The sequence below is a fragment of the Shinella sp. HY16 genome (assembly GCF_028534175.1).
GTDB lineage: Bacteria > Pseudomonadota > Alphaproteobacteria > Rhizobiales > Rhizobiaceae > Shinella.
The window spans coordinates 42,595-69,436 of sequence record NZ_JAHYXL010000006.1 but is presented as its reverse complement, the minus strand read 5'-3'; the positions used below and the strand labels follow the sequence as shown (position 1 = coordinate 69,436).

At 65.2% G+C, this 26,842-nt stretch carries 26 protein-coding genes; 8 read left to right on the top strand and 18 right to left on the bottom strand.

The window, feature by feature from the left end:
• Positions 1-9: 9 nt before the first annotated feature.
• The 4 genes from K0P03_RS32020 to K0P03_RS32005 form a co-directional block, all read right to left on the bottom strand.
• On the bottom strand, positions 10-960 hold the full coding sequence (locus K0P03_RS32020; protein WP_272791781.1) for an ABC transporter permease: 951 nt from the start codon (positions 958-960) through the stop codon (positions 10-12).
• Positions 957-1,898 (bottom strand): ABC transporter permease, encoded by a 942-nt coding sequence (locus K0P03_RS32015; RefSeq protein WP_272791780.1) that lies wholly within the window; start codon positions 1,896-1,898, stop codon positions 957-959. Before K0P03_RS32015 ends, K0P03_RS32020 begins: the two co-directional genes overlap by 4 nt.
• The gene (locus K0P03_RS32010) at positions 1,895-3,349 is read right to left on the bottom strand and encodes a sugar ABC transporter ATP-binding protein (protein WP_024270477.1); all 1,455 of its coding nucleotides are present in this window, start codon (positions 3,347-3,349) and stop codon (positions 1,895-1,897) included. Before K0P03_RS32010 ends, K0P03_RS32015 begins: the two co-directional genes overlap by 4 nt.
• 64 nt (positions 3,350-3,413) lie before the next feature.
• The gene (locus K0P03_RS32005; protein WP_272791779.1) at positions 3,414-4,430 is read right to left on the bottom strand and encodes an ABC transporter substrate-binding protein; all 1,017 of its coding nucleotides are present in this window, start codon (positions 4,428-4,430) and stop codon (positions 3,414-3,416) included.
• 237 nt (positions 4,431-4,667) lie between these two features.
• On the opposite strand from K0P03_RS32005, the gene K0P03_RS32000 reads away from it, so the two are divergent.
• On the top strand, positions 4,668-5,945 hold the full coding sequence (locus tag K0P03_RS32000) for a GAF domain-containing sensor histidine kinase (RefSeq protein ID WP_024270478.1): 1,278 nt from the start codon (positions 4,668-4,670) through the stop codon (positions 5,943-5,945).
• Positions 5,920-6,642, top strand: coding sequence for a response regulator transcription factor (locus K0P03_RS31995; RefSeq protein ID WP_023516573.1), 723 nt, complete (start codon positions 5,920-5,922; stop codon positions 6,640-6,642). Before K0P03_RS32000 ends, K0P03_RS31995 begins: the two co-directional genes overlap by 26 nt.
• A gap of 92 nt (positions 6,643-6,734) precedes the next feature.
• Here K0P03_RS31995 and K0P03_RS31990 read toward each other — a convergent pair whose 3' ends face one another.
• Positions 6,735-8,171: an amidase gene (locus tag K0P03_RS31990; protein ID WP_023516572.1), complete on the bottom strand. Its 1,437-nt coding sequence runs from the start codon at positions 8,169-8,171 to the stop codon at positions 6,735-6,737.
• Between K0P03_RS31990 and K0P03_RS31985 the strand changes: the two genes are divergently transcribed.
• Positions 8,170-8,985, top strand: coding sequence for a helix-turn-helix transcriptional regulator (locus tag K0P03_RS31985; RefSeq protein ID WP_051758635.1), 816 nt, complete (start codon positions 8,170-8,172; stop codon positions 8,983-8,985). The genes K0P03_RS31990 and K0P03_RS31985 overlap by 2 nt on opposite strands.
• Here K0P03_RS31985 and K0P03_RS31980 read toward each other — a convergent pair whose 3' ends face one another.
• From K0P03_RS31980 to K0P03_RS31955, 6 genes are all read right to left on the bottom strand, one after another.
• Entirely contained in the window at positions 8,986-10,317 is a 1,332-nt protein-coding gene (locus tag K0P03_RS31980; protein ID WP_272791778.1) for an APC family permease, read from the bottom strand. It abuts the gene before it with no gap.
• A gap of 211 nt (positions 10,318-10,528) precedes the next feature.
• Entirely contained in the window at positions 10,529-12,214 is a 1,686-nt protein-coding gene (gene betA / locus K0P03_RS31975; protein ID WP_272791777.1) for a choline dehydrogenase, read from the bottom strand.
• A 16-nt stretch (positions 12,215-12,230) separates the two neighbouring features.
• On the bottom strand, positions 12,231-13,694 hold the full coding sequence (locus tag K0P03_RS31970; RefSeq protein ID WP_050745007.1) for a purine-cytosine permease family protein: 1,464 nt from the start codon (positions 13,692-13,694) through the stop codon (positions 12,231-12,233).
• 1 nt (position 13,695) lies between these two features.
• A complete protein-coding gene (locus K0P03_RS31965; RefSeq protein WP_023516567.1) occupies positions 13,696-13,863 on the bottom strand; it encodes a hypothetical protein in 168 nt (55 codons plus the stop codon).
• Between the two features lie 134 nt (positions 13,864-13,997).
• Positions 13,998-15,506, bottom strand: coding sequence for an aldehyde dehydrogenase family protein (locus K0P03_RS31960; RefSeq protein ID WP_272791776.1), 1,509 nt, complete (start codon positions 15,504-15,506; stop codon positions 13,998-14,000).
• A gap of 56 nt (positions 15,507-15,562) precedes the next feature.
• Positions 15,563-15,721 (bottom strand): hypothetical protein, encoded by a 159-nt coding sequence (locus tag K0P03_RS31955; RefSeq protein ID WP_272791775.1) that lies wholly within the window; start codon positions 15,719-15,721, stop codon positions 15,563-15,565.
• A 92-nt stretch (positions 15,722-15,813) separates the two neighbouring features.
• Here K0P03_RS31955 and K0P03_RS31950 point away from each other — a divergent pair, with 92 nt between their 5' ends.
• The gene (locus tag K0P03_RS31950) at positions 15,814-16,746 is read left to right on the top strand and encodes a LysR family transcriptional regulator (RefSeq protein ID WP_272791774.1); all 933 of its coding nucleotides are present in this window, start codon (positions 15,814-15,816) and stop codon (positions 16,744-16,746) included.
• 96 nt (positions 16,747-16,842) lie between these two features.
• On the opposite strand, the gene K0P03_RS31945 is transcribed toward K0P03_RS31950, so the two are convergent.
• From K0P03_RS31945 to speB, 4 genes are read right to left on the bottom strand one after another with little or no spacing between them, the layout of a single operon-like run.
• Positions 16,843-17,733, bottom strand: a complete 891-nt coding sequence (locus tag K0P03_RS31945; RefSeq protein ID WP_272791773.1) for a polysaccharide deacetylase family protein — start codon at positions 17,731-17,733, stop codon at positions 16,843-16,845.
• Positions 17,730-18,467, bottom strand: a complete 738-nt coding sequence (locus K0P03_RS31940) for an SDR family NAD(P)-dependent oxidoreductase (protein ID WP_272791772.1) — start codon at positions 18,465-18,467, stop codon at positions 17,730-17,732. The genes K0P03_RS31945 and K0P03_RS31940 overlap by 4 nt, the downstream gene beginning before the upstream one ends.
• A complete protein-coding gene (locus tag K0P03_RS31935; protein WP_272791771.1) occupies positions 18,464-19,246 on the bottom strand; it encodes an SDR family NAD(P)-dependent oxidoreductase in 783 nt (260 codons plus the stop codon). Before K0P03_RS31935 ends, K0P03_RS31940 begins: the two co-directional genes overlap by 4 nt.
• Before the next feature lie 3 nt (positions 19,247-19,249).
• Positions 19,250-20,221: an agmatinase gene (gene speB, locus K0P03_RS31930; protein ID WP_272791770.1), complete on the bottom strand. Its 972-nt coding sequence runs from the start codon at positions 20,219-20,221 to the stop codon at positions 19,250-19,252.
• A gap of 312 nt (positions 20,222-20,533) precedes the next feature.
• On the opposite strand from speB, the gene K0P03_RS31925 reads away from it, so the two are divergent.
• A complete protein-coding gene (locus K0P03_RS31925) occupies positions 20,534-21,148 on the top strand; it encodes a TetR/AcrR family transcriptional regulator (RefSeq protein WP_272791872.1) in 615 nt (204 codons plus the stop codon).
• Between the two features lie 120 nt (positions 21,149-21,268).
• Here the strand turns inward: K0P03_RS31925 and K0P03_RS31920 are convergent, their stop codons facing one another.
• Positions 21,269-22,660: an APC family permease gene (locus K0P03_RS31920; protein ID WP_023516558.1), complete on the bottom strand. Its 1,392-nt coding sequence runs from the start codon at positions 22,658-22,660 to the stop codon at positions 21,269-21,271.
• Positions 22,661-22,969: 309 nt separating this feature from the next.
• The gene (locus K0P03_RS31915) at positions 22,970-23,896 is read right to left on the bottom strand and encodes a dihydrodipicolinate synthase family protein (protein ID WP_272791769.1); all 927 of its coding nucleotides are present in this window, start codon (positions 23,894-23,896) and stop codon (positions 22,970-22,972) included.
• A gap of 267 nt (positions 23,897-24,163) precedes the next feature.
• Between K0P03_RS31915 and ada the strand changes: the two genes are divergently transcribed.
• From ada to alkB, 3 genes are read left to right on the top strand one after another with little or no spacing between them, the layout of a single operon-like run.
• Positions 24,164-25,261 (top strand): bifunctional DNA-binding transcriptional regulator/O6-methylguanine-DNA methyltransferase Ada, encoded by a 1,098-nt coding sequence (ada, locus tag K0P03_RS31910; RefSeq protein WP_272791768.1) that lies wholly within the window; start codon positions 24,164-24,166, stop codon positions 25,259-25,261.
• Positions 25,262-25,277: 16 nt separating this feature from the next.
• A complete protein-coding gene (locus tag K0P03_RS31905; protein WP_272791767.1) occupies positions 25,278-25,919 on the top strand; it encodes a DNA-3-methyladenine glycosylase family protein in 642 nt (213 codons plus the stop codon).
• A 51-nt stretch (positions 25,920-25,970) separates the two neighbouring features.
• Positions 25,971-26,621, top strand: a complete 651-nt coding sequence (gene alkB, locus K0P03_RS31900; protein ID WP_272791766.1) for a DNA oxidative demethylase AlkB — start codon at positions 25,971-25,973, stop codon at positions 26,619-26,621.
• On the opposite strand, the gene K0P03_RS35725 is transcribed toward alkB, so the two are convergent.
• Positions 26,599-26,799: a hypothetical protein gene (locus K0P03_RS35725; RefSeq protein WP_443020633.1), complete on the bottom strand. Its 201-nt coding sequence runs from the start codon at positions 26,797-26,799 to the stop codon at positions 26,599-26,601. The two genes, alkB and K0P03_RS35725, sit on opposite strands and share 23 nt — an antisense overlap.
• Positions 26,800-26,842: the final 43 nt, after the last annotated feature.

Sequence of the window (26,842 nt, the reverse complement as noted above, 5' to 3'; positions counted from 1 at the left end):
GTTCCTGGATTACCGGGCGCCGGGTCGGCGGCCGCCCGCAAGCATGATGACGCTGATGATGATGAGACCGGTCATGATGAGGCGCACGCCGGCGCCGAGACCGTAAGTGTTGAGCATGGACACGACGAGGAACATGAAGAGCGAGGCACCCCAGACGCCCGGCACGTTGGAATCGCCGCCCGCCACCGCCGTGCCGCCGATGACCACGACGGCGATCGACATCAGGAGATATTCCGAGCCCATGTTGAGCGCCGCGCCGCCGGAAAAGCAGGCGAGCAGGTAGCCGGCAAGCGCGGCGAGCACCGCGCAGAAGACATAGGTGACGAAGCGCACGCCATCGACGGGAATGCCGGCCATGCGCGCCGCCGGCATGCTCTGGCCGATGGCGGAGGTCCAGCGGCCGTAAAGCGTCTTTTCGAGGAGCAGCCAGGCGACGAGCGAGAGGACGAGCGCGATGAGCGCCACATTGGGCACGCCGAGGGTGCTGGCCGTCGTGAACTCGGCAAGGAAGGGCGGCGGCTTGATGCGCAGGCCCCGGTTGGTCCAGATCGCCGTCGACTGCACGATGAAGCTCATCGAGAGCGTCGCGATGATCGGCGGAATGCGCAGCGTCTTGATGAGCACATAGTTGCCGATGCCGACGGCGACACCGATGAGGATCGCGACGGCGAGGCCCGGCAGGATCATGCCGTTCTCGACGTTCATCAGCTTCAGCGCCACCGTGCCGGCGAGCGTCATGGTGGCGGGCACGGAGAGGTCGATATTGCCCGGGCCGAGCGTGATGACGAACATCTGGCCGATGCCGACGATGATGGAGAAGGCGGCGAAAGTGAGAGCGGCCTGGGTGAGGCCGACCGCGCTTGCGCCGCCGGTCACGGAGATCGTCGCAAGCCAGACGACGAAGGCGGCGATCCACGACCAGATCCAGCTCTTCTGCGCAAGATGGCGGAACAGGGTCATCGCCGCGTCTCCCTCACCTCGATGCGGTTGAGGACGAGGCGAAGCGCCAGCACGACGATGAGGATCGCGCCCTGTGCGCCGATCTGCCAATCAGGCGAGATGCGCAGGAACGAGAGGAACGAGCCGGCCAGCGTCAGCGTCAACGCGCCGATGACAGCCCCGACCGGCGAGACGCGACCGCCGATGAATTCACCGCCGCCGAGGATGACGCCGGCAATCGAGAGCAACGTATAGCGCAGCGCAATGTTGGCGTCCGCCGAGGTGGTGAGCCCGACGAGCGCGATGCCGGCAAGCACGGCAAAAAGGCCGGCAAGCCCATAGGCCGCCGCCCGGGCAGCAATCACCGACCAGCCGGCACGCTCGATGGAGCGCTGGTTGCCGCCGACCCCGCGCACGAGCACGCCGAGCGAGGAGCGCATGACGAGAAGATGGGCAACAACGGCGATGACGATGCTGGCGACGATCGCCATCGGCGCGACCGGCGGCTTCATCGTCATCAGCGCGCGCGCCCAATCCGGCGCCTGCCCGCCCGGCGCCGGCAGCAGCAGCACGGCAAGCCCCGCCCACACAAAACTCATGCCGAGCGTGACGACGATGGACGGCAGGTTGCGCAGGTGGATGACGACGCCGATCAGCGCGTAGACTGAGACAGCCCCAGCGAGGATGAGAACGCCGAGGAGCGGCGCATCGCGCAGGAAGGTGGCGGTCACGCAGGCGACGAAGCTGACGAAGGCCCCCATGGAAAGGTCGAGATCGTTGACCGCCATGATCAGCATCTGCGCAATGGTGGCGAGCGCAATCGGAACGGCGAGATTGAACAGGAGGTTGAGGCCGACATAGCTCATCGCCCGCGGCTGAAGCCAGAAGACGGCGGCGAGAAGAACGGTCAGGGAGAGCGCCGGAATGAGAAGGCGCAGTGCATCACTGGACATCCTCATGCGGCCGCTCCCTCGAAGGAGGCGGCGAGGATGTTGGCTTCGCTGACAGCGTCGCCCGAGAGTTCGGCGACGATTTTGCCCTCACGGAAAACATAGACGCGGTCGCAGAGGCAGACCTCCTCCATCTCCGTCGAGTACCAGACGAAGGTGCGGCCATTTGCGGCCTCCTGGCGCACGATCTCGTAGACCTCCTGCTTGGTGCCGACATCGACGCCACGCATCGGATCGTCCATCAGCACGACCGGCGCGCGGGTGACAAGCGCCCGGGCGAACAGCACCTTCTGCTGGTTGCCGCCGGAAAGCGACAGGATGCGGTTGCCCATATCCGGCGTGCGAATCTCGATGCGCTTTTTCCAGTCCGCCCCGCGGGCCTCCTCCTCGCCGGTCCGCACCACGCCGCTCCTCGTCATGTCGCTGAGCGAGGCGATGGAAAAATTGCGCAAGATGCTCCAGAGTTCGAACACGCCGTTGAGGCGGCGGTCGCCGGCGACGAAGGTGACGGCAGGATCGCGCGCCGGCAGCCAGGCGCCGCTTCGCGCCGCATGCAGCGCCATCAGCATCTCGGTCTGGCCATGGCCGGCGAGGCCCGCAAGCCCGACGATCTCGCCGGTCCGCGCAACGAGCGGCAGGCCGCGCCCGCTCTGCTCCAGCACGACGGGCGCACCGGCAAGGTCGCGCGCGGCGCGGCGATGGGCCTCGCCCTTCACCACGCTGCCCATAGCCTCGACGAGGCTGCGTTCGGAGAAATCCGCTGCCGGCCGCTCCGCGACGATGCGGCCGTCCTTCATCACGACGATCCGGTCCGCGGTCGAAAGAATTTCGTTCAGGATGTGCGAGATGAAGATAACCGACCCGCCGCCCGCGACGAAGCGGCGGACATGGACGAGCATCTGTTCGGCAAGGCTGGCATCGAGCGAAGAGGTCGGCTCATCGAGGATGACGAGACGCGGCGCAACGCCCGCATCGGAAAAGGCCATGGCGATCTCGACCATCTGCCGCTCGGCGATGGAGAGTTCGCCGACCGTGCGGTCGCTCCGGATGCCGTGGCCGGGGAAGATCGTGGCAAGGCTCGCCTCGATGACCGCCCGCGCCCGCCGCCGCCAGCCGAAGCCACCGAGCGAACGGTGCACCAGCCGGACATTTTCGACGATAGTGAGGTTGGGGCAGAGCGACAGTTCCTGGAAGACGCAGCGCACGCCGCGGGCGCGCGCCGCGGTGATGCCGTAGCGCACGATCGCCCCGTCCTCGCCCGCAACGCCGCCATCGTGCGGCGTCAGGCCACCGTTGATGACGCTGACGATCGTCGACTTGCCGGCACCGTTGTGGCCGACGAGACCGACGCATTCGCCCGGCAGGATCGACAGCGTCACGCCGTCGAGCGCCTTGACCGCCCCGAAACTCACCCGGGCCTCGGTGACCGCGATCACCGGTTTCCGCATCTCACCCGTCATTGGCCATCGCTTCTGTGCTGGAAAAGACCGCGCGGCCAGGGCGACCGCGCGGCGCCGGGAGGCCTTACTTGGCGGCTTCGATGACCTTGATGGCGTCGGCCTGCGAATATTCCACATTCGCGACGCCGCCCGCCTGGGTGGTGGCGAGATTGGCTTCGAGATTGTCCTGGTCGATGCGCAGGAACGGCACGACGAGGTCCTTCTTGACCTCCTTGCCGTCAAGGATCTGCTGGGCGACCCAGAAGGCGAGCGTGGAAACGCCGGGTGCGATGGAGACGGACATGGTTTCGTAGCCGCCCGCGTCCTTTTGTTCCTTCCACCACTTCAGCTCGTCCTCGCGGTTGCCCATAACGATGACCGGCATCGGCCGCTTGGCCGCGGCGATCGCCTGCGCCGCGCCATAACCGTCACCACCCTGCGTAACGACGCCGACGATCTCGGGCAGGCTCGGCAGAATGCCCGCGACGGCCTTCTGCGCGACGTCCTGCGCCCAGTCGCCATGCACCGAGCCGACGACCTTGAACTGCGGGAACTGCTTTACGCCCTCATGGATGCCCGCCGAGATCTCGTCATCGACGAAGACGCCGGCAAGACCGCGGATTTCGAGCAGATTACCGCCCTCGGGCAGCTTCTTCGAGAGATATTCGACCTGGCTGCGGCCCATTTCCTTGAAGTCGACGGCGATGCGCCAGGCGCAGGGCTCCGTCACGATGCCGTCGAAGGAGACGACGGTGATGCCGGCATCGCAGGCTTCCTTGACCGCGCCGTTCAGCGCCGTCGGCGAGGCGGCGTTGACCACGATGGCGTCATAGCCCTGCAAGATCATGTTCTGGATCTGCGCGGCCTGCTCGGTCGCCTGATTCTCGGCGGTGGTGAACGGATCGGCGGCGGCAACCGCGCCAGCCTTCACGGCCTCGCCCGTCACCTTGTCCCAGCTCGTCAGCATGGCCTGACGCCAGGAATTGCCGGCATAGTTGTTGGAAAGGGCGATCTTCTTGCCCGACGTGTCGGCGAAGGCGGAAACGGGCATGGCGACGCACGCGGCGACGGCCGATGCCAGAAGCATCTTACGAATTCCCATCTGTCTCTCTCCCTCAGGATCCGGTTGGCCGGATCGAAATCGTTGTCCGCTGAGCTTCCTCCTCTCAGCAAAGGCAGGATGCGGGAGAACGAGGGGGCTGTACAGGCGCGGTTCGGCAAGACATTTGCGGGATTTGCGCGAGAAGTTGCGGGTTTCCGCAAGACGCGGCTATGCTTGTCGGCGCTTACTGGAGGGCGGCGACGGCATGGGAGGCCGCCGCCGGGAGGATTTTCGCCCATGCTGCAACTCGCGCCCGCCACGCTTTTCGAGCACTATCTCGGCATTTCGCGGCTGCTCGCGGGCCAGCTCGATTTCCGCTCGGCCATCCGTTCCGTCGCCAACGAGGTCGCACATATCATCCCGCACGATCATCTCGACGTCTGCGTGCTGGTGGAGGACGGCAACTACCACACGGCCTACGAGACCGGGATCGACACCGCCTGGGGCGACCTCGAAGGCGCGCCCGTCGTCTACAGCCCCATCCGCTCCCTGCTCTGGAACGAGGTCGATTACCTTCTCAGCGACGACGCCACCGTCGATCCGCGCTTCCGCTTCGAGGGCGCCTTCCGCGCGCCGATCGACGAACAGTCGCTGCGCAGCCGCATCCATGTGCCGATGAAGGTGGAAGGCGCGATCATCGCCGCCCTCTCCTGTTCGTCGCGAACGGCCGGGCTTTATTCGCTCGACGACGTCGAGCACGCCCGCGTCATCGCCGACCTGCTGACGCCCTATTTCTTCGCGCTACGCGCCGCCGAACAGGCGCAGCGCTCCGCCATCGTCGAGGCGGAGGCCCGCGCGCGGGAAGAGGGCCTGCGCCTCGGCGCGCTGCGGCTGACGGAGGCGCTCGAACAGGAACGGCAACGCATCGGCATGGACCTGCACGATCAGACCCTCGCCGATCTCACCCGCCTCGCCCGCCGCGTCGAGCAGCTTTCGCTGAGCGGCGAAATCGGCCCCGACGCCCTGGAGCCGGTGTCGCGCTCGTTGCAGCATTGCATGCATGATCTCCGCCAGATCATCGAGCAGGCGAAACCCTCCGTCCTCCAGCTCTTCGGCCTTGCGCAGGCCGTCGAGAACCACCTCGACCGTTCAGTGCGCGACAGCGGCATGCCGATCCGCTGGGCGCTCGCCGACGAGACGGCCGGCGCACTCGACAGGCTGGAGCCGACCGTCAGCGTCGCCCTCTTCCGCATCGCGCAGGAGGCGATCAACAATGCCGTCCGGCACGCCAAGCCGGCGACACTCGCCGTACGCCTGCGCGTCGAGACCGAAAGTCTCGTGCTCGACGTGACGGACGATGGCAGCGGCGTCGTGCGCCCGCGCGGACGCATCGGCAGCGGCGTCGAGAACATGAAGACGCGTGCCCGGCTGATCTCGGCGACCTGCACGATCGGCACGGGGCGCAACAACGGCGGCACGACCGTAACGGTCCGGCTTCCCCTCGCCCCGGAACGCGGCGCGGGAGCCCCATGCGAAGGAGGAACGGGTGATGAAAGTCCTGATCGTGGAGGATGATCCGCTGCATCGTTCCTACCTGCACGAGGCGGTGTGCTCGGCGCTGCCGGAATGCGAGACCGTGATCGAGGCGGAGAACGGTCTTTCCGGCGAAAAGCTCGCGCGCGACCACAAGTCCGCGCATATCGTCATGGATCTCCAGATGACGACCCGCAACGGCATCGAGGCGGCGCGCACGATCTGGAAGGAGCGGCCGGAAACGCGCATCCTCTTCTGGTCGAATTACTCCGACGAAGCCTATGTGCGCGGCGTCTCGCGCATCGTGCCCGACGGCGCCGCCTATGGCTATGTGCTGAAGTCCGCGTCCGACGAGCGCTTGAAACTCGCATTACGCTCGATCTTCGTCGAAAGCCAGTGCGTGATCGACCGCGAAATCCGTGGCGTGCAGCAAAAGAGCCTCGGCCAGACGAACGGCTTCACCGATTCCGAATATGAAATCCTCATCGATATCGCCCTCGGCCTGACGGATAGGGCCATCGCCCGCCGCCGCAACCTCTCGCTCCGCAGCGTGCAGAACCGCCTGCAACAGCTCTACGACAAGCTCGACGTCTACCAGTCGACCGGCGAGGACAGCGAGGACGCCCGCTTCAACCTGCGCACCCGCGCCGTCACCACGGCGCTCCTGCGCAAGCTCCTGAACTACAGCGCACTGGAGAAGGCCGAGGCCGATCTCCAGGAGTGGCTGTCGAACCTCTAAAAATCCCGGCAAGAACGCCCAGCGATTTTGAGTTCGGATTTGCTTTGAGGCGGGGAATTACCCCCAATGCCGTCCCGCTGGACGCGTGACGTTCAGAACCAGTCGCGTGGCCGGGCGGCCGTCGCGCCGGCTGTTCGCAACACCCGCTCGATCGCGCCACCCATGGACAGGACGTCTTCGTCGGCATAGCGCCGGCCGATGAGCTGAAGGCCGACCGGCATGCCATCGTCCGCCAGCCCGGCCGGCAGCGACAGGGCCGGGCATTGCGGCAGGAGATTGAACGGACAGGTCATGTCGAGACCGCGGAAACGCCCGTCCGGCAGGTCCGCGATATAGTCGTTGTCGTCGGCATCTGCCGCGGGAGCCGTGACGGCACAGGTCGGGCAGAGCAGTCCGTCATACCGGGAAAGCACTGCGGCGAGATCCTGCCACATCCGCGTGCGCAGCAGTTCCACCCGCTTGTACGCCACAGCATTCAAGGTCTGGCCACGCTCGATAAGTTCCACGACGATCGGATCCATCCGCGCGCGATAGTCCTCCAGCGCCTCGCCGAAGAAGGCCGCCATGAACACGCACCAGAGATCGTACCATTGGTCGTTGACGACCCGCGTCCAGCCAAGCTCGACGGGCTCGACCACGGCCCCCTCCGCCCGCAGCGCATCGATCGCCGAGAGGATCACCGCCCGCACCCGCGCATCGACGCTGTAGTAGCCAAGGTCCAGCGAGAAGGCGAAGCGGCGACCTTCCAGCGGGCGGGCTTGCGCCTTTTCCGAAGAGAAGGAGAGAGGCAGCGAGAAGATATCCGCGTCGTCAGGCCCCGCCGCCGCGGCCATGAAGGCAACGGCATCACCGGTCGTGCGGGCAAGCGGGCCGAAATGCGAAATGCTGTCGAACATGCTGGGCAGGATGGTCATGGGAATGCGCCCGAGGCTCGGCTTGAGACCGACCGTACCCGTGAAGGCAGCCGGGATACGCACCGAGCCGCCCATGTCCGTGCCCTCGGCGAAGGGAACGACGCCGGCGGCGACGGCGACCGCCGAACCGCCGGAAGAGCCGCCGGAGGTGCGCGCCGGGTCCCAGGGATTGCGTGTGACGCCCCAGCGGGGGCTGGCGGTGAAGCTGGAATGGGCGAATTCCGGTGTCGTCGTCTTGCCGATGAGGATCGCGCCGGCCGCCTCCAGCCGCGCGATGCAGACGGCGCTTTCTCCGGGCACCCAGTCCCCGCGCGTCCAGGAGCCGAGCGTCGTGAGGTCGCCCCTGGTCGGCGTCAGGTCCTTAGCGGCAAAGGGCACGCCGAGAAGGGGCGGCAGCAACCCGCCCGCGGCCCTCTGCCGGTCCGCGGCGCGCGCGGCAGCGAATGCCGCCTCCTCGCGCAGCAGTGTGAAGGCGTTCAGCGCCGCATTGACGCTCCTTGCGCGCCGAAGGGATTCGACAACCACCGTCTCGGCCGAAAAATGCCCAGCACGGATGCCGGAGGCGATGTCCGTTGCCGGCAGGTCGAGCGGATGGCGGTGAGAAACTGTCTGCATGACGGCGGACTCCGTGCTAGGTCTTGGCTTCGATGAGCGGGGAAGGATCGTGGCAGCAGGGGCACAGGCCTATATCGACCAGTGGAACGCCAGCCTTGCCGCGGCTGTTGCGGTGCTCGGTGAGCCGGGTTTTCCCGCGGCGCTGGAACAGGCGCTCCGCCACCTCGTCGCCTTCGAGATGATGAACGGCTTTGCCTATGCGCCGGGCGGCAAGGCCTTCGACCTCGACAACGACCGCATCGTCGGCGACCGCACCACCATCGTCGATCATTATCTTGCCGGCGCCTACATTCTCGACCCGTTCTACGATGCGGTCCGCAACAGCCCGCACCAGGGCATCCTTATCATGCGGCGGCTTGCCCCCGACCGTTTTACGGAGACGGAATACTACCGCCGCCACTACCAGGCGACAGGCATTGTCGACGAGATCGGCTTCGTCCTGAAACTGCGCCATGCCGATGCGGTTCTGTCGCTGTCGCGCATCGGTACGGTGACGGCATTCTCCCGCCGCGACATCACCCGGCTGGAAAGCGCGGCACCCGTCGTGCGCGCGCTTGCCGAGCGGCATTGGCACGGTCGTTTCACGCCGCCGGATGAAGACGCGAAGGCGGCCGCGGCGATCAGCCACCCGCTCCTGTCGAAGCGGGAGCTGGAAATCGTAACCCTCATCCTCAAGGGACACTCCACCTACTCCATCGCCGCCACGCTCGGCCTCTCGCCGAACACCGTGAAGGTGCACCGGCGCCAGGCCTATGCCAAGCTCACCATTTCCAGCCAGGCAGAACTCTTCCATCTCTTCCTAAGCCGCAACTGACTATTCGACGAACTCCACCTCCGGCGGGGCAAGCTGGAAGAAACGGGTGAGATAGGCAAGATAGGCGATGCCGATGGCAAGCCAGAGCACGCCGAGCAGCTTGGCATGGCTGTCGAGATTCCACAGCAGGAACAGGTCGCACAGCGCGCCCGCCGCAGGGACGGCCAGCCCGAGTACAGGGCCGAGCGGCCGCACGATGGCATTGCCCTTCAAGTAAAGCGCGATGACCGAGACATTGACTGCAGTGAAGGCAAGGAACGCGCCGAAATTGATGAACGATGTCGACGTCGTCACATCAAGCGTCAGCGCAAGCAGGCCAACGACGCCGACGAAGACGAGGTTGAGCACCGGCGTGCGCCACGTCTCATGCAGCTTGCCGAAGAGGCCGGCGGGCAGGACGCCGTCACGGCCCATGGCGAAGAGCAACCGGCCGACGCTCGCCTGCGCAGCAAGGCCGGAGGTGAACTGCGCCACGACGAGCGTTGCGAGGAAGACCGTGACGAAAAGGTCTCCGCCGATCATCAGTGCGATTTCCGATGCAGCGGAATCGACCGAAGCGAAGGTGCCGCCCGGATGGGCAAGCTGCGTGATGTAGGCCGAACCGGTGAAGAGCAGGCCGCCGATCACGGCGATGATCATGATCGCCTTCGGCATGGTGCGGGTGGGTTCGCGTGTTTCCTCCGTCAGCGTCGAGACGGCATCGAAACCGAGGAACGAATAGGCCGCGATGGCCGCACCGGCGACGGATGCGCTGAAGGGCACACCGGCCTCGAAGAACGGGCGAACCGAGGCAAGCCCGCCCGCGCCGTTCAGCGCGGCGACATAACGGGCCGCAAGCGCCACGAAGGCCACCAGCACCGAAAGCTGCACCAGCATCAGCACGACGTTGACCCGGTTCGCAAAGGCGATGCCGATCACATTGATGGCCGTGGTCAGCACGATGAAGCCGACGATCCACATCCAGGCCGGCACCGCCGGGAAGGCGGCGGTGAGATAGGCCGCGCCGATCAGCCAGATCACCATCGGAAGGAAGAAGTAGTCGAGCAACACCGCCCAGCCGACGAGGAAGCCGACGCCGGAATTCAGCGACCTGCGGGCATAGGTATAGGCGGATCCGGCAACCGGGTAGACCCTCGCCATTACGCCGTAGCTCGCCGCAGTCAGAAAAATCGCGAGGGCCGCGATGAAATAGGCCATCGCCGTGGTTCCCTGGCTTGCCGATGCCAGGGCGCCGAACGTGCCGAACACGATCATCGGCGTCATATAGGCAAGGCCAAACAATACGACGGACCACAGGCCAAGCGTCCGGTCGAGTTTGATCGTCTGTGTCATGTTCCCCTCCTCCAGGTGATACGCGGAAGGGTCGGGGAAGAGCCGGCCAAAGCCAATAACCCCAGGGTGTTATGTGACGCCGCAAGGAATGCGGCACCCTATATCGCCTGACTTCCCGTCGGATCCGGCGGGCGATCGTGCCGATCGGCAGCCGCAGAGGCCGAGACTTTCCGCCGGCAGACCGTCGATACCGGCGGATAGGGTTCCTCTTCTACCGACTGATGGACCGGAGCGGCGTGCCGCTGCGCTGGGTCGTGCCGACGCCGGGAGCGACGCCCACCTCCGCATTGGAGGCCGCAAGCAGCGGCTTGCCGCGCACGATGTCCGAAGCGCGTTCGGCCAGCATGATCGTCGGCGCGTTGAGATTGGCATTCGGCTCGGTCGGGAAGACGGAACTGTCGATGACGCGCAGCCCCGTCAGGCCACGCACCTTGAGGTCGCTGTCGACGACCGCCATCGCATCCTCCCCCATGCGGCAGGACCCGCAGGGATGGTAGGTGCTTTCCATCGTCTCGCGCACGAAGGCGTCGATCTCGTCGTCGCTGCGCACGTCCTTGCCGGGTGCCATCTCCTCGCCACGGAACCGGTCGAAGGCCGGCTGGCCGACGATCTCGCGGGTGAGGCGCAGACAGCGGCGGAAGCCCTCGCGGTCCTCTTCTCGGTCGAGGTAGTTGAAGAGGATGTCGGGCTGCTCGTGCGCCTCCGGCGAGCGCAGGCGCACATAGCCGCGGCTCTTCGGCTTGTTCGGCCCGGTCAGCACCATGAAACCGTGGCCATCGAGCGGCTTCTTGCCGTCGTAGCGCATGGCGGCAGGCAGGAAATGGAACTGGATATCCGGCCATTGCAGCGATGCATCGGAACGGATGAACCCGCCGCTCTCGAAATGGTTAGTGACCGAAAGCCCCTTCTTGAACAAAAGCCACTCCGCGCCGATCAGAGCGCGGCTCAAAAGCCCCATCTTGCCGTTCAGCGTGATCGGCTCCTTGCAGGCATACTGGATGTAGACTTCCGAATGGTCCTGCAGGTTCTCGCCGACGCCCGGCAGGTCATGCAGCACCTCGACACCCGCCTTCTGCAGCACGGCGGCCGGACCGATGCCGGAGCGCTGCAGAAGATGCGGCGAGCCGATCGGGCCGGAGGAGATCAGCACCTCGCGGGTGGCCTTCGCCACGAGGCGACGGCCGCCGAGTTCATATTCGACACCGGCGGCGCGCTTGCCCTCCATGAGCACGCGCCGTGTCATGGCATGGGTGACGACGGAAAGGTTCGGCCGACTCATCGCCGGCTTGAGATAGGCGTTCGCCGTCGACCAGCGCACGCCGTCCTTGACGGTCATGTGCATGGGGCCGAACCCCTCCTGCATGTGGCCGTTCGGGTCCTCCGTGGTGATGTAGCCCGCCTCCCGGCCGGCATCGACGAAGGCCCTGTAGAGCGGGTTCTTCATCCTGTTGCCGGCATTGGTGGCGAGAGGGCCGGAGGCGCCGCGATAGGCGTCGCCTCCATCCTGCCAGCTTTCGGCACGCTGGAAGTAGGGCAGGCAATTGGCATAGCGCCAGCCCCGTGCCCCCTGCTCCTCCCATTCGTCGAAATCGCGGGCATGACCGCGCATATAGACGAGCCCGTTGATCGAGGAGGAGCCGCCGATGACCTTGCCACGCGGGCAATGCACCCGGCGCCCGTCGAGGCCGGGTTCCGGCAGGGTCATGTATTTCCAGTTGTACTTGGTGCCGTTCATCGGAATGGACAGCGCCGTCGGCATCTGGATGAAGATCGACTTGTCGCTGCCGCCATATTCGAGGACCAGGACTTTTACGGCCGGATCTTCTGACAGGCGATTGGCGAGCACGCAGCCGGCCGATCCGGCGCCGATGATAATGTAGTCGTAGGTCTCGGTCATGGCTGATATCCAGAGGTTACGGGTAAAGGCCCCAGCCCCGCCCGCGGGCAAAGAGCCGGGTCAGGACATAGTGGACCGCGCCAGCCGCAAGGCAGGATGGCACGGAGGCGGTGAGGTACTTGAAGGCGGGCAGGCTCGCGAGCGTCTGCGGATTGAAGACCAGAACATAGACGCCGAAGCCGACAGCCAGGGCGAAGAGCCCGATCGGGTTGAAGCCGCCCCAGAAACGGTAGGGACCGTTTTCCTGTGGGCCGTGCAGGCTGCGCATGTCGAGCTTCTGGCGGCGCAGGAAGAAATAGTCGGCGATGCCGATGCCGGCGAGCGCGGAATTGAGCGCCGAGGTCCAGACGAGGAAGATGAAGAAGCCGTCGTACATTTGCGGATAGAAGACGACGAGGCCGAGCGGGATAAGGCAGAAGAGGAACAGGATCGTGCCCCAGGAAATGGCGCGGATGGACGCTGTTCCCACCTGCCGGAGGCCGACGATGGAGGTGTAGAGGATGTTCGCCATCGAGGTCATGTTGGCGAAGGCGACGAAGAGCAGCGCGATGATGCCGATGACGGGGCCGGCGATCTTGGTCATCCAGATGGTCGGGTCGGAATCTCCGAGGGCGACGGCGGCAAGCAGGCCGACGATCTCGCCGAGCGTGGCGGCGCCGAAGATGCCGATGACGTTCGGCCAGAAGGCGGTGCGTTCGTTCTTCGTCAGGCGCGCGAGGTTGCCGATATAGGGCCACCAGGAGAAGCCGGCCGCAAGGTTCACCTCGACGGCGATGATGAAGTTGAGCGTGTTGTCCTCGAAGGGCGGGGAAAGCGCCGGCATCGCCAGAAGCTCGGAGAAGGAGCGGTGCTGGAGGATCAGATAGAGCATCACGATCATCAGGATCACCAGCGCGGGCGAGACGACCATGTTGAAGAACTTGATCGATGTCGGCCCCCTGGCGACGATGAACCAGGTGACGAGGATCGCGCCGACAGCGGCGATGATCATCTTGATGCCGGTGGGATTGGCGGCTTCCCCGGCACTGAGCGCCGCAAGGCCGTCGATCGACCGGCCGAACATCATGGCAAGCACCGCAAGCCAGCCCATGGTGAGCACGACCACGGCCAGCACGTAGACGACGCGGCTGCCGTTGTAGCCGAACTGGCTGCGCAGCGCGACGAACTGCTCGATGCCATAGCGGCCGGACAGCGGCGTGGTGGCGAGCGCCGTCAGCATCACGCCGACAATGTTGCCGATGACAATGGCGGCAATGCCCTCCTTCGGCCCGACGAAGAGGCCCACCGCGCCGCCGATCAGGAAGGCCCAGGTGGCGATGGCAAGCGCCGAATTGGCGTAGGTGAATTCCCAGAAGCCCCAGAGCCGCTCGGAGGGCAGCAGCGGCGCGTCGCCGCGTTCGGCGGCGGCGCGGTTGCGCTCGGCCTCAGCCTGTTCCGTTTCGATGGCGGCAAAGCCGCCGTGGGTGACATGATCAGTCATCTCACGCCCCCCAGATCCAGAAGCCCGCGACCAAGGCGAGCGTGAGCGCGCTCATGCAGGCATAGTCGATGACGGACATGGCGCCCTCGAAGCGGTGTTCCGCTTCAATGCCCTCATAGATGCGGGCACGGCGCGCCAGTTCGTTTTGCCAGGCAATATCGTTTTCCATTGTCGTTCCCCTTTCGCGTCGCGCCTTCGGCGTCTTTCCGCGATGCATACGGCTCCATCAGCCGCCGATCATGCGGACGCGCAAAGCGCCCGCGGTGAAGATACCGGCCGCCGATGGATGGCGGCCGGCGGATGTCATGGCAGGGTGATCCACACCGCCTTGGTCTCCATCAGATAGTCGAGCTGCTCGGGCCCGAGGTCCTTGCCGAAGCCGGAATCCTTGAAGCCGCCGAAGGGCATGGACGGGTCGATCGTGCTGTGCGCGTTGACATAGACGGAACCGGCATGAAGGCGCGGAATGAGGCCGTGCACGCGCGCGAGGTCGTTCGAATAGATCGCGGCGGCGAGGCCGAAGGGCGTGTCGTTAGCCAGAAAAACCGCCTCGTCGAGCGTGTCGAAGGGGCTCGTCACCAGCACCGGCCCGAAGATCTCCTCACGCACGATGCGCATCTCCGGCTTGCAATGGGCGAAGATGGTGGGTTCGATGAAATGGCCCGGTCCGTCGAGGCTTGCGCCGCCATGCACCAGCTCCGCCCCTTCGCGGCGACCGGCCTCGATGTAGCCGGCAACGACTGCTTTCTGCTGCGCCGAGACCATGGGGCCGATGTAGCAGTCCCGGTCGAGGCCCGGCGCGATCTTGAGCGTGCGGGTGACCTTGACGAGTTCGTCGAGGAAGGCATCGTGCACCGCGCGCTGGACATAGACCCGGGTGCCGGCGTCGCAGACCTGGCCGGAATTGAAGAACACGCCGTTCGCCACCGCGAGCGCGGCGCTCGGCAGATCGGCATCGTCGAGAACGAGCACCGGCGACTTGCCGCCGAGCTCCAGCGTGACATGCTTGAGACTGCCGACCGCGGCGCGGCCGACGTCCTTCCCGACAGGCGTCGAGCCGGTGAAGGTAACCTTGTCGATGCCCGGATGCGTGGACATGGCCGCGCCGATGACGCTGCCGCGGCCCGTGACGATGTTGACCACGCCATCGGGAATGCCGGCCTCCTGCACCAGCTCGGCAAAGCGCAGGGTGGAGAGCGAGGTCAGCTCAGCCGGCTTGACGATGACGGTGCAGCCGGCGGCAAGGGCGGCCGCAAGCTTCCAGGCCATTGTCTGCAGCGGAAAATTCCACGGCACGATGGCGGCAACCACACCCAGCGGCTCCTTGCGGGTATAGGCGAGGTAGTTGCCGGGAATGGACGGCTCGACGGTGCGTCCGTGCAGCTTGGAGGGCCAGCCGGCAAAATAGCGGAACGTGTCGACCGTGCCCTGGATGTCGATGTCCCGGGCGAAGCTCACGGACTTGCCCATGTCGACGGCTTCGATTTCCGCCAGCTCGTCGCCATGCGTTTCGATGAGGTCGGCAAGGCGGTGCAGCAGGCGCTCGCGCTCGAGTGGCTTGAGGCGGCGCCACTCTCCGCCGTCAAACTGGCGGCGCGCGGCTGCAACAGCCTGGTCGAGATCCTCCGTCGTGCCGGACGGCGCGCCGGTGATCCGCCCGCCGGTGGACGGTTCGAAAACATCGAAGGTCGCACCGTTGCCGCTATCGACCCACGTCCCGTCGATGAACATCTTCTGGGGCTTGGCGAGAAAACGCCGCGTTGCATCGCTGACGTCGTAGCGATCGAGATAGTTTCGGACGCTTTCGTCCATGTGCTGTTCCTCCTCAGCCTGCCGCCCGGACATGCCGGTCTTGCCCTGTTGTTCAGTCAGCGCCGCCGCGCCCATGCGTGCGGCATGTGTCCGGTGAAGGTCATGGAAACCCGTGCCACCAGGGTGAATGCGTCACTGGCGGCAGCGATCCCGACGAGATCCACGCCGGCGAACGGCAGGGTTACGCATTCGGTCGCACAGGATTTGCTGGCCACGTCCCCTCCACCAAAGGTGAAGGGAGTGTGCCAAAGAAAGATACGTTTAAAAATATCTATGATTGCATGTCCACTTGTGCATTAATCAATGAATGATCAACAAGGTCCGGCACCGCATTCTCAATCTCTCGCTTGGCGATGCAGAACTCAGGCTGCTGCGCGTTTTCGCCTCCGTTGTGCAGCATGGCGGCTTTTCCGCCGCACAGTCGGCGCTCGGCATGACGCAGGCGACGATCTCCACCCATATGCGCCATCTGGAGGAGCGGCTCGCCCTTCGCCTGTGCAGCCGCGGCCGCGGCGGTTTCCAGCTGACCGACGAAGGGCGGCTCGTCTACGAGGCGACGCTTGAGCTTTTCGGCTCGCTGGAAAAATTCCAGAGCCGCATCGGGGAGGCACAGGGGGAACTGACGGGCGGCCTCAGCTTCGGCACGGTCGACGCCATGATCACCAACCGCGGCCTCGACCTTCAGGGCGCCCTGGCAGCCTTTCACCGCGCGGCTCCGCGCGTGCACCTGGAAATCGACGTCGCCGCGCCGCAGGTGCTGCATCAGGGCCTGCTCAACGGTTCCTACCAGATCGTGCTGATGCCCTTCGTCGGCAGCGTCATGCCGCATTTTCGCAGCCAGCCAGTCTTCTCCGAGGTCCAGAAGCTCTATTGCGCCGAGGGTCATCCACTCTTCGCCTGCCCCGATGCGGAACTGACCGACGAGGTGCTGGCAGCGCAGTCCTTCGCCGGCCGCACCTATATGCCGAATGAGACGATCTGCGGCGTGAACTTTACCTGGTCCGCTGCGACGCCGCATATGGAGGGCACGCTGCTTCTTCTGCTATCGGGCGCCTATATCGGTTTCCTGCCCGACCACTATGCCGAGGAATGGGTTCGCACCAACCGCCTGCGCGTGCTTTCGCCCGAGCGCATGCGCTTCGAGGACATGTTCCACATCGCCTATCCGCGCAACAAACCCTCCCGCGCCGCCGAAACGCTGGCCGAAGCGATCACCGTGAGCGTGCGCAAGGCGCACTGATGTTTTCCGCCCGGCCCCGGCAGACCAGGACCAGGCGCAGCCTTCGTCCAGGACATGAAGGCACTCCGCAGGGCGGCGAACATGCCGCCGGCCTCGTCACCGCACCCGGACAGGCTCGGCATAGTAGGGCAGCCGGTCGATCCGGGGCGACCACAGCCCCTTGTCGACGACAGAGCGTACATGTGCCGCGATTTCCTCCATCGGCGCGAACCAGACGTCCCCCTGCGCAAGAACCTGTTCGAGGAAACGGTGCACCACGTCCCAGCGCGCAAGGCGGCCCGTGGCAAAGGGATGCACGACCGGCACCCAAAGCGCGCCATACCGCCGAGCAGCCTCGAACTCCTGTGCGAAGGCGGCAAAGCCCTGTTCCGGCGCGCGGATCGGCATCATGTAGTCGAGATCCATCGACTGGACATATTGCGGCCAATCGTCGAGCCCCCAGTGCGAGGGCAGCTCGACCAGCCGCCCGGCCTCGCATTCCAGAAGATAGGGAATGTCGTCGCCCATCAGCGAGGCGTCGTACTCGAAGCCGCGCGAGACCAGAAGGTCGGCCGAACGGTGCGAGAAGTTGTAGAGCGGCGCCCGCCAGCCGCGCGGTCGCTTGCCGCTCGCCTTGACGATCACCTCGATGCCGCGGTCCAGCCAGTAGGCCTCGTCCTCGTCGGAAAGCTCGCGCGGATGCTCGTGCAGGAAGCCGTGATGGGCAAGCTCGTGGCCGCCTTCCAGAATGGCCTCGATGGCCTCCGGATAGCGCTCGATGCACCAGGCCGGCACGAAGAAGGTCTGCCGGATGCCGAGCCGGCGATAGCTTTCGACAATGCGCGGGATCGCCACCTTCGGCCCGTATTGCAGCATGGAGATGCCGGCGACACGGCTGTGGCCATCCTCCGGGTGGGCGATATGGATGAGGCTGTCCGCATCCATGTCGAAGGTGATGCAGGCGGCACATTTCGCACCGTTCGGCCAGGGAATGGGATTTCTGATCACGGCATGATGCTCCCGCCGTTGCTGCCGACACCCTGTCCGGTGAAGTACCGCCCGCCGGGACCGGCGAGGAACAGCGCGAGCTCGCCGATCTCCTCCGGCTGACCGAAGCGGGCAAGCGGAATGGCAAGTTCCCGCGCCCGCCATTCGGCGCTCATATTGGCCGCACCGAGCATTTCCGTATCGATCGGGCCGGGGCAGATGGCGTTGACGAGGATACGCGGCGCGAATTCCTTCGCCCAGGAGCGGGTAAGGCCGAGCACGCCGTGCTTGGAGGCGACATAGGGCGAGAAGGTCTCGCGGCCGTAATAGGCCATGTCCGAGGCAATCAGGATCACCCGGGCCGGCGCTTCCACCGTTCCCTCCATCAGTCCGATCGCCATCTTGCCGACGAGGAAACTGCCCCGCAGGTTGATGGCGATCACCCGGTCGAAATCGGCGACCGGCGTTTCGAGCAGCGGCGCCTCATGGATGACGCCCGCACAGTGCACGACGACATCCAGTCCGCCGAACCTTTCCTTCACCGCATCGCCGACCGCAAGGACTGCAGCTTCGTCGGAGACGTCGCAGGCGAGCGCCAGCGTTTCCGCTGCGCCGGCCTTCATGGCCGCCGCAGCGGTTTCATCGGGCTTGCGGATATCGGCGAGCGCGACACGCGCACCGGTTCCGGCAAAGGCGAGGGCACAGGCTGCGCCAATGCCGCGATAGGCGCCCGTGACGAGAACGCGCCGGCTCATGCCATCACCTCGCCGCGATCGAGCATCAGGCCCTGGCCCGTCATGTCCTTCGCCCCGTCGGAGGCAAGGAAGAGATAGGGCGCGGCAAGGTCTTCCGGTTCCAGCAGGCCGGGCAGAACCTGCGCACCGACGATTTCGGCCAGCAGGTCCTCCTCGCTGCGGCCGGTGCGCAGCGACATGTTCTTCAGCGACAGCATGGCCGCTTCCGTGCGCACCCAGCCGGGGCAGACGGCGTTGACGCGAATGCCCTTCGGGCCGAGCTCCTTCGCCATCACGCGCGTGAAGCCGAGATTGGCGTGCTTTGAGGTGATGTAGGCGGCAAATTCCGGCACCGCGACACGGCTCCAGATCGAGGCTGTCACGATGATGCGGCCTCCCTCCACCATATGCGGCACGGCATTGCGGGTCACGTAGAACGTGCCGTTTGTGTTGATGTCGGTGATGCGGCGGAACGTATCCTCGATCGACGGATCGGGATCGAGCAGCGGCGTGATGCGCTCCAGCCCCGCATTGTTGACGAGCACGTCGATACGGCCGAGCGGCGCAAGCGCGGCCTTCACAGCGGCGCTGTCGGTGATGTCGCATTCGATCGCCGCGACCTTACGGCCGAAACGGGCCGACATTTCCCCGGCCGTTTCATGGATGCCCGAACCGGAGGAAAGGATCGTGACATCGGCGCCAGCGGCGGCAAAACCTTCCGCCACAGCCCGGCCGATGCCCCGGCTCGCCCCCGTGACGAGCACATGCTCGCCGGAGAAATCGTAATGAAGTCGTCCCATGGATCAGCCCTTCCTTGCGTGCATGATGCGTCCGATGAGGTTCATGAGAACCTGGGCGGCGAGGATGGCCGTGCCGCCGGTATGGTCGTAGTCGGGGGCAACCTCGACGAGGTCGATGCCGACGATGTCGCCGCGCCTGGCGAGCGCCGCCAGGATTTCCAGCACCTCGTAGTAGATGAAGCCGCCATGCGAGGGTGTGCCCGTGCCCGGCGCGATCGAGGGATCGAAACCGTCGATGTCGATCGTCACGTAGTAGCGCACGCCGGCCGGGATGCGCTCTACCACCGCATCCGTGCCGAGCGCCCGGATCTGGCGAACAGAGAGGATATCGGAGCCCATGTTCCGCGCATCCTCGTAGCCCTCCTTGGCCGTCGAGGAGACGTTGCGGATGCCGAGTTGCGAGAGGCCGCTGACATAGGGTTTTTCCGCCGCGCGGCGCATCGGGTTGCCGTGGCCGTAGCGCACGCCATGGCGCTCGTCGACGAAATCGAGATGGGCATCGATCTGCACGATATGGATCGGGCCGTTTTTGGCGCAGTCCTCGGCAAAGGCATTGATGCAGGGGATGTTGACGGAATGGTCGCCGCCCAGCACCACCGGCAGCGCACCGGCCTCAAGGATCTTGCGCACGCCGAATTCAATGTTCGCGTGGCTCTTCATCGTGTCGGTGTGCACGATGTCGGCGTCGCCGATGTCGACGATGGAGACCTCGCCGCTCGGAAGATAGGTGACGTCGTCCTCGTGGTCGTAGGCGCCGCCATGGCCGAAGGAGAACAACGTGGAGGCCTCGCGGATGGAGCGCGGCCCGAAACGGGTGCCGGCACGCCACTGGGTGCCGCCGTCGAAGGGCGCGCCGAGGATCGCGACATCGGCGTTGATGGCGTTCCAATCCGGCTGGTAGGGGTATTTGCCGAAGGTACAGATGCCGACGAATGGCAGGTTCAGGCGGCCGGTCTCATAGGAATTGCTGGTCATGGTCGTTCCGTTTCAGGTGGATGACAATCAGTTTGAAGGTTGCGCGCGCCTTGCGGCTCCGCGTCGTTCGGGGCGGCGGATCTCAGGGAAACCGCACACGAAATGGTCGGCTGCCGGCTCCTGCCGCCCCGGTCGGGCAGCGCCCTCGCTAGCGCAGGGAATGTCGGGAAATGCACATGCCGGCTCCTCCTAACCTTTATGCGATAAAAACTTTATGTCACTAAAAATTCTTGTCAACACCAATTTTGGTTGCACATCAAGGAAATCGCAGGCAAAAGCCATTGAGAGAGGCAGACGGGTGATATGGCCTTGATGGGACTGAGAGAACGGCAGAAGGCAAACCGCCGCGAGCGCATCCTGGAAGTCGCAAAGGCGCGCTTCCAGACGGATGGCTACGCGCCGACGACGATCGAAATGATCGCCAAGGATGCCGACGTCTCCGCCGTCACCGTCTACAATTACTTCGACACGAAGGCCGGGCTTCTCCTCGCGCTGGTCGGCGAGAGCGACCAGCTGCTGATCCGCCAGCTGAAAACGATGATCGCGCGCGAGCCGACGGATATCATCGACGCCGTCGCGACCTTCGGCCAGATCCTGCGTCGCCACGCCATGCGCTACCTGGAGAAGTCGACCTGGCGCGAGGTGCTTTCGGCCAGCATCCAGGAGGGCAGCAGCGACTTCGGCCGGACCTATCTGGAACTCGACCGCATTCTCATCGAGCTGATGCGCGCGATGATCCTCGCGTTCCAGAAGCGTGGCCTGATCGCTGAGAGCGTGGACAGCGAGGCGCTGGCCGATTGTTTGTTCTCCCTGCAGAACATCCGCTTCTTCCAGTTTATAGCCGACGACAACAGCGACGATGCGGAAATCGACCGCCGCCTGCGCAGCGACCTCACCGCCCTCAAGGGGCTGTTCTCCGCACAATAAAGATCCCGCACGGCCGGCGTCGGCTTCCCGACCGGCCTGCTCCATACTGCCGTCCGGCCGTGTAAAACCCGCCGCATCGGACGATGCGACGGGCTGAACGGTTCTTAGATGTCCCGACCGTCAGGCCGTCTTGCGCCAGAGCTTCGAGAGAGCCCAGAGGCCGACGGCAATACCGGCCAGCACCAGTTCGCCGATCAGGAAGTCGGTGGTCTGGGTCACGAGAGCATAGCCGGTGAAAGCGACGACGATGACGGGCGGAAGCGGCCAGAACGGCATTCTGAAGGGCCGGTGGACATGCTTCTGGGAGATGCGGCTCCAGAAGGCGGCGATCCCGACGAAGAAATAGACGGTCGCGATCATGGTTCCCGCGAACATGATGAGCCAGTCGAGGCTGGACATCATGATCAGGAAGACCGAGGGAACGAGCAGTGCGGCGACACCCCAGCCGGGCGAGCGGAAGCGGTTCAGTTCGGCGAGCCTGTTGCCGATCGCCGGCGGCCAGAGACCGTCACGCGCCGAGGCGAAGACACCACGGGCAAAATACATCTGGAGCGTGAGCGCCGCATTGAAGAGCGCCGCGATGACGCCGATATTGACGATCGTGCTGGCCCAGGGGCCGAGCGCGCTTTCCACAGCGGAAACGATCGGCGCATCCGACTGCAGGAAGGCGACGAGATCCGGCGCGGCGATGACGCCGGCAAAGAGCGGGATCGTGATGAGGATCGAGGCGAGGATCGCGGCATAGATGACGGCCCGGCCGACATCGCGCGCACCGCCGACAAGCTCCTCGACGAAGCCGCAGACCGCATCGTAGCCGTTGAGGACGTTGAAGGCCGGAGCCAGCGTCGCCAGTGCGATACCAAGTGTCAGCGGCACGAGCTGGCCGTTCTCCAAAACGACAGGATGGAACACGATATCGACAGGGTTCTGGACCGGAGCGACGATCGCCGCCAGCACGATGAGCCCGACCACGACGAGCTGCACCAGGAGAATGGCGATGTTCACCTTCGCGCCGATTTCGACCTTCGTGATGGCGATGGCGCCAGAAATGGCCAGCAGCAGGAAGGCGATCACCTCATTGGGCACGGTAATCCACGGCAGCAGGTTCTTCAGGAAGATCGGAATGCCCAGCAGCAGCGAGGCCGGGATCACGATACCCTGCGTCACGAAGTTGAAAAGCGTGATCCAGGCCAGCGGTTCCGGCAGGGCACTGCGCACCATCGAATAGGAACCGCCCGTCGACGGGTAGGTCGAGGCGAGTTCGCCGAGGCACATCGCGATCAGGACCACGACGACGCTAAGGATCAGCATCGCCCCGACGCCAAAGGTTCCGCCCACCTGGAAGACCCCCGCCGTCAGCAGCAGCACAGCCATGGCCGGCGAGGCGTCGGCCATGGCCAGGCACACCACATGCGACACCTGGAGCCGCCGCCGAAGCGTATGCGCCTCTCCATCGGCCCCTTCAAACTCCGAGCTTTGCCCGGATCCTTCCATCACTTTTGTCGATGACATCGCTCACTCCCCCTCTTTGCATCCGGCATGGATGCAACCGTCTATCCCTCGGCCCGACGTCCACCACGTCATAGGGCGGGCTCGATCCCTCCGATCGAACACGCCATGCAGGGCCCAATAATCTATAGCCGCTTAAAACTTTTACTGAGTAAATTTTTTAGTCACGAAAACTTCCTTCGTCAACGGCGAATCTTCTGAAACACGCACGGACGGCTTGGTTCACCGCTGGACTATCCGGCCAGGCAACGCCAAGCCCCTCCATCCGTGTTCGCGGAGGAGCGGAACGAGAGAAGGGTTTCTGGCTGTGGCTTACACGGCGGCCCGCCTGTCGTATCTGGCGATACGCGCGAGGAGGTAATCGATCTCCGCCTTCGCCGTTGCGGAGAGCAGCTGGGCCGGCTTGCGCTGCGCGTCGGAGGACAGGACGCCGCGCCGCTTCAGAACGTGCTTCCGGATAGCAAGGCCGATGCCGAGCTGCTGCTCGTAGCGGATCAGCGGCAAATGGGCATCGAACAGGTCGTGCGCCTCGTCACGCCTGCCGGCGGAGAAGAGATCGACGAGTTCACACAACATGTCCGGAAAGCCGTAACCGGTCATCGCGCCGTCGGCCCCGCGTTCCGGCTCGAAATCCAGGAACAAGCCGCCATTGCCGCAAAGGATCGAGAAATCCCGAAGCGTACCGGCCTTCTGCATGGCGCGAAGCTTCGAGACCTTCTCGAGGCCCGGCCAGTCCTCATGCTTCAACATTTGGCACGACGGATGATCGCTCATGATCCTTGCGATCACTCCCGGCGTCATCACGACGGTGAGGGTGAGCGGGTAATCCTGCAGCACCCACGGAACATCCTCGCCCACCGCTTCGACGGCACCGGCGAAGTAGTTGACGATCTGGTCGTCCGTGCGCAGGGCCGGCGGTGGCGCGATCATCACGCCGGACGCGCCGATCTCCATCGATTCACGCGCCAGCGAGCGCATGGCGGCAAAACCCGGCGCCGAGACGCCCACGATGACGGGAACCGCGGCGCGCGACACGACGCGGCGGACGATGGCACGGCTTTCATCCGGCTCCAGCTTCGGTGCCTCCCCCATGATGCCGAGAATTGTGATGCCCGTGCATCCGCTCTCCACATAGAAATCCGTCAACCTGTCGATCGAGTCGAAGTCGATCGAGCCGTCATCGAAGAACGGCGTGGTGGCGATCGCATAGACGCCGCGGGATCGCGTATCGAATGTCATGTCCCGCCCTCCTGCCAGGCCTGATGCCGCTTCGTTGTCTCCGCATCCATCTGTCTCGTCCTCCCTGAAAGCGCCTCCGTGGAACCTTACCATCAGATTTCGGACGCGAGGACCGGTGTTGCGAACCATTCCGAAATCTTTCGTCTCCCTGCCCACGCATCTCGGCAAGAATCGGGTGGGCGCCCATTCGATTTGAGCGCAAGGATCGGAGTGTGGCCGCGATGGAACGGGAGCATGGTCGGGCTGGACCGATACGGGAAGACAACGATGACGACCGCCGCGCAACAGACCCCTGCCCTTCGCCTAGCCTCCCTGCCCGTCACGGAGGATCCTCGCTGGGCGCGTATCGTCAGTCGCGACAAGACCGCCGACGGTCAGCTCTGGTATTCCGTCTCGACGACCGGCGTTTACTGCCGCCCCTCCTGTCCCTCGCGCACGGCGAACCCGAAGAACGTCACCCTGCATGACACGATCGATGCTGCCCGGGCGACGGGTTTTCGCCCCTGCCGGCGCTGCAATCCCGACCGCCCCACGCTCGAATGCGAGAACGCAGCCCTGGTCGCCAGAGCCTGTCGCCTCATCGAGGGCAGCGAAGAGGAGCCCTCGCTGGAGGAACTGGCGGCGGCCGTCGAGCGCAGCCCGAGCTATTTTCATCGCCTGTTCAAGGCATCGACGGGCCTGACGCCGAAGGCCTATGCCGCCGCCGACCGCGCGAAGAAGGTGCGCGAAGGCCTTGCGACCGGCAACAGCGTCACCGCAGCGATCTACGATGCGGGCTTCAATTCGAGCGGCCGCTTCTACGAGAAATCGACCGGTCTGCTCGGCATGACACCGACCCGCTATCGCGCGGGCGGCGCCAACGAGGAGATCAGGTTCGCAGTCGGCGAGGCTTCCCTCGGCACGATCCTGGTCGCCTCCAGTACGAGAGGCGTTGCCGCCATTCTTCTCGGCGACGATCCGGAGGCGCTGGTGCGCAATCTGCAGGATCGTTTCCCGAGGGCGCGCCTCATCGGCATGGATCGCGACTATGAGGCGCTGGTCGCCTGCGTCGTCGGCTTCGTCGAGAACCCCGGCATCGGGCTTGATCTCCCGCTCGATGTCCGCGGCACCGCATTCCAGCGCCGCGTCTGGCAGGCGCTGCAGGAGATTCCGGCCGGCGCGCGCATGTCCTATGCGGATGTCGCCCGCCGGATCGGATCGCCCAAGGCCACCCGGGCGGTCGCCGGCGCCTGTGCCGCCAACAATATCGCCGTCGCCATTCCCTGCCATCGCGTGGTGCGCAACGACGGTGCGCTCTCCGGTTACGCCTGGGGTGTCGATCGCAAGCGCGCACTGCTCGCGCGCGAGGGCGCACGGATCGCCTGAAGCCGGAGAACTGCGAATGAACCTCCTTTCCCGCTACGATCAATCGGTCGCCTTCCTGTCCCGGCACGACGAGGACTGGGCGCGGCTGATCGACCTGGTTGGTCCCTGCCGGCACGATCCCAAGGCCGCCCGCGAACCGTATGAAGCGCTGGTGCGGGCCGTCGCCTATCAGCAGCTGACCGCAAGAGCCGGCGACGCGATCATCGGCCGTCTCAGGGACCGCTTCGAGGGACGCGACTTTCCAGGCCCGGAAGATCTTGTCGAGGCCAATTTCGACCTGTTGCGGGCCTGCGGCTTCTCGGCCAGCAAGATCGCCACCATCAAGGCGGTCGCGCAGGGCGCCCTGGACGGCCTGGTTCCGACGCGTGCCCTTGCCACCGCCATGGACGACGAGACGCTGGTCGCGCGCATGACCGGCATCAAGGGCATAGGCCGTTGGACGGTCGAGATGCTGCTGATGTACTCGCTGGAGCGGATGGACGTGCTGCCGGTCGACGATTTCGGTGTCCGCGAAGGATATCGCGTGCTGAAATCGCTGCCCGAACAGCCGAAGCCCCGGGTGTTGCGCGAGATTTCGCAGGCGTGGGCGCCGCATCGCACGGTGGCCGCCTGGTATCTCTGGCGCATCCCGCGCGAACGCGGAAACGTGCTGTCCTGAATGCCGGGCCGGCGTTCTCCCAACCATCACCCGAACCCGAAAGGCCGCAGGATGCACGATCTGTTCGACGCACTCGTTCCGCCGATGCCCGCGGCCGAGGCCATGGCCGAGGGCGCCATGCTGCTGCGCGGCACTGCGCTCGCCTATGAAACGGACCTTCTTGCTGCGCTCGGCGACATCACCGCCCGGTCCCCGTTCCGCCACATGGTCACGCCGGGCGGCTTCACCATGTCCGTCGCGATGACGAATTGCGGCGCGGCGGGTTGGGTTACGGACCGCACGGGCTACCGCTACGACCGCAACGATCCGCAAACCGGCCGCCCCTGGCCCGGCATGCCGGAATGTTTCCTCGCCCTTTCCGTAGAGGCCGCGACGGCCACCGGCTATCCCGGCTTCCGTCCCGACGCCTGCCTGATCAACCGCTACGAGCCCGGTGCCCGTCTGTCTCTCCACCAGGACAGGAACGAGCGCGACTTTGCCAACCCGATCGTCTCGGTCTCGCTCGGCCTGCCGGCGACCTTTCAGTTCGGCGGGCTGAAGCGCACCGACCCCGTGAAGAAATTCGCTCTCCGGCACGGCGATGTCGCAATCTGGGGCGGCTCGTCGCGGCTCTTCTATCACGGTGTGCCCGAACTGAAGGACGGCATGCACGAGACAGTCGGGCGCATGCGCATAAACCTCACGTTTCGCGGCGCCCTGTAGCTCCCGGCCAGGCGGTTTCTCCGATTTGAAAACAAGGATCGGAGTTTGGTGGTGCGGCACGGGCGATAGGTTCGATCATCAGCCCAGAACAAGGAGTGACGGTGATGAACCTGATGATCAGAACGAAGACGCTGCGGCCCAGGCTGGAGGTAAAATCCTCCTCGGCACCCGTCGACATGCTTTCCTATGCGATCGCCGCCAGCGCCTTCGGCAAGGTGCTG

What these genes read in the sequence shown, in the direction of transcription:
- K0P03_RS32020 (WP_272791781.1), bottom strand. Translation starts at nt 960, where the DNA reads ATGACCCTGTTCCGCCATCTTGCGCAGAAGAGCTGGATCTGGTCGTGG.
- K0P03_RS32015 (WP_272791780.1), bottom strand. Translation starts at nt 1,898, where the DNA reads ATGAGGATGTCCAGTGATGCACTGCGCCTTCTCATTCCGGCGCTCTCC.
- K0P03_RS32010 (WP_024270477.1), bottom strand. Translation starts at nt 3,349, where the DNA reads ATGACGGGTGAGATGCGGAAACCGGTGATCGCGGTCACCGAGGCCCGG.
- K0P03_RS32005 (WP_272791779.1), bottom strand. Translation starts at nt 4,430, where the DNA reads ATGGGAATTCGTAAGATGCTTCTGGCATCGGCCGTCGCCGCGTGCGTC.
- K0P03_RS32000 (WP_024270478.1), top strand. Translation starts at nt 4,668, where the DNA reads ATGCTGCAACTCGCGCCCGCCACGCTTTTCGAGCACTATCTCGGCATT.
- K0P03_RS31995 (WP_023516573.1), top strand. Translation starts at nt 5,920, where the DNA reads ATGAAAGTCCTGATCGTGGAGGATGATCCGCTGCATCGTTCCTACCTG.
- K0P03_RS31985 (WP_051758635.1), top strand. Translation starts at nt 8,170, where the DNA reads ATGACGGCGGACTCCGTGCTAGGTCTTGGCTTCGATGAGCGGGGAAGG.
- K0P03_RS31990 (WP_023516572.1), bottom strand. Translation starts at nt 8,171, where the DNA reads ATGCAGACAGTTTCTCACCGCCATCCGCTCGACCTGCCGGCAACGGAC.
- K0P03_RS31980 (WP_272791778.1), bottom strand. Translation starts at nt 10,317, where the DNA reads ATGACACAGACGATCAAACTCGACCGGACGCTTGGCCTGTGGTCCGTC.
- betA (WP_272791777.1), bottom strand. Translation starts at nt 12,214, where the DNA reads ATGACCGAGACCTACGACTACATTATCATCGGCGCCGGATCGGCCGGC.
- K0P03_RS31970 (WP_050745007.1), bottom strand. Translation starts at nt 13,694, where the DNA reads ATGACTGATCATGTCACCCACGGCGGCTTTGCCGCCATCGAAACGGAA.
- K0P03_RS31965 (WP_023516567.1), bottom strand. Translation starts at nt 13,863, where the DNA reads ATGGAAAACGATATTGCCTGGCAAAACGAACTGGCGCGCCGTGCCCGC.
- K0P03_RS31960 (WP_272791776.1), bottom strand. Translation starts at nt 15,506, where the DNA reads ATGGACGAAAGCGTCCGAAACTATCTCGATCGCTACGACGTCAGCGAT.
- K0P03_RS31950 (WP_272791774.1), top strand. Translation starts at nt 15,814, where the DNA reads ATGATCAACAAGGTCCGGCACCGCATTCTCAATCTCTCGCTTGGCGAT.
- K0P03_RS31940 (WP_272791772.1), bottom strand. Translation starts at nt 18,467, where the DNA reads ATGAGCCGGCGCGTTCTCGTCACGGGCGCCTATCGCGGCATTGGCGCA.
- K0P03_RS31935 (WP_272791771.1), bottom strand. Translation starts at nt 19,246, where the DNA reads ATGGGACGACTTCATTACGATTTCTCCGGCGAGCATGTGCTCGTCACG.
- speB (WP_272791770.1), bottom strand. Translation starts at nt 20,221, where the DNA reads ATGACCAGCAATTCCTATGAGACCGGCCGCCTGAACCTGCCATTCGTC.
- K0P03_RS31925 (WP_272791872.1), top strand. Translation starts at nt 20,534, where the DNA reads ATGGGACTGAGAGAACGGCAGAAGGCAAACCGCCGCGAGCGCATCCTG.
- K0P03_RS31920 (WP_023516558.1), bottom strand. Translation starts at nt 22,660, where the DNA reads ATGTCATCGACAAAAGTGATGGAAGGATCCGGGCAAAGCTCGGAGTTT.
- K0P03_RS31915 (WP_272791769.1), bottom strand. Translation starts at nt 23,896, where the DNA reads ATGACATTCGATACGCGATCCCGCGGCGTCTATGCGATCGCCACCACG.
- ada (WP_272791768.1), top strand. Translation starts at nt 24,164, where the DNA reads ATGACGACCGCCGCGCAACAGACCCCTGCCCTTCGCCTAGCCTCCCTG.
- K0P03_RS31905 (WP_272791767.1), top strand. Translation starts at nt 25,278, where the DNA reads ATGAACCTCCTTTCCCGCTACGATCAATCGGTCGCCTTCCTGTCCCGG.
- alkB (WP_272791766.1), top strand. Translation starts at nt 25,971, where the DNA reads ATGCACGATCTGTTCGACGCACTCGTTCCGCCGATGCCCGCGGCCGAG.
- K0P03_RS35725 (WP_443020633.1), bottom strand. Translation starts at nt 26,799, where the DNA reads ATGTCGACGGGTGCCGAGGAGGATTTTACCTCCAGCCTGGGCCGCAGC.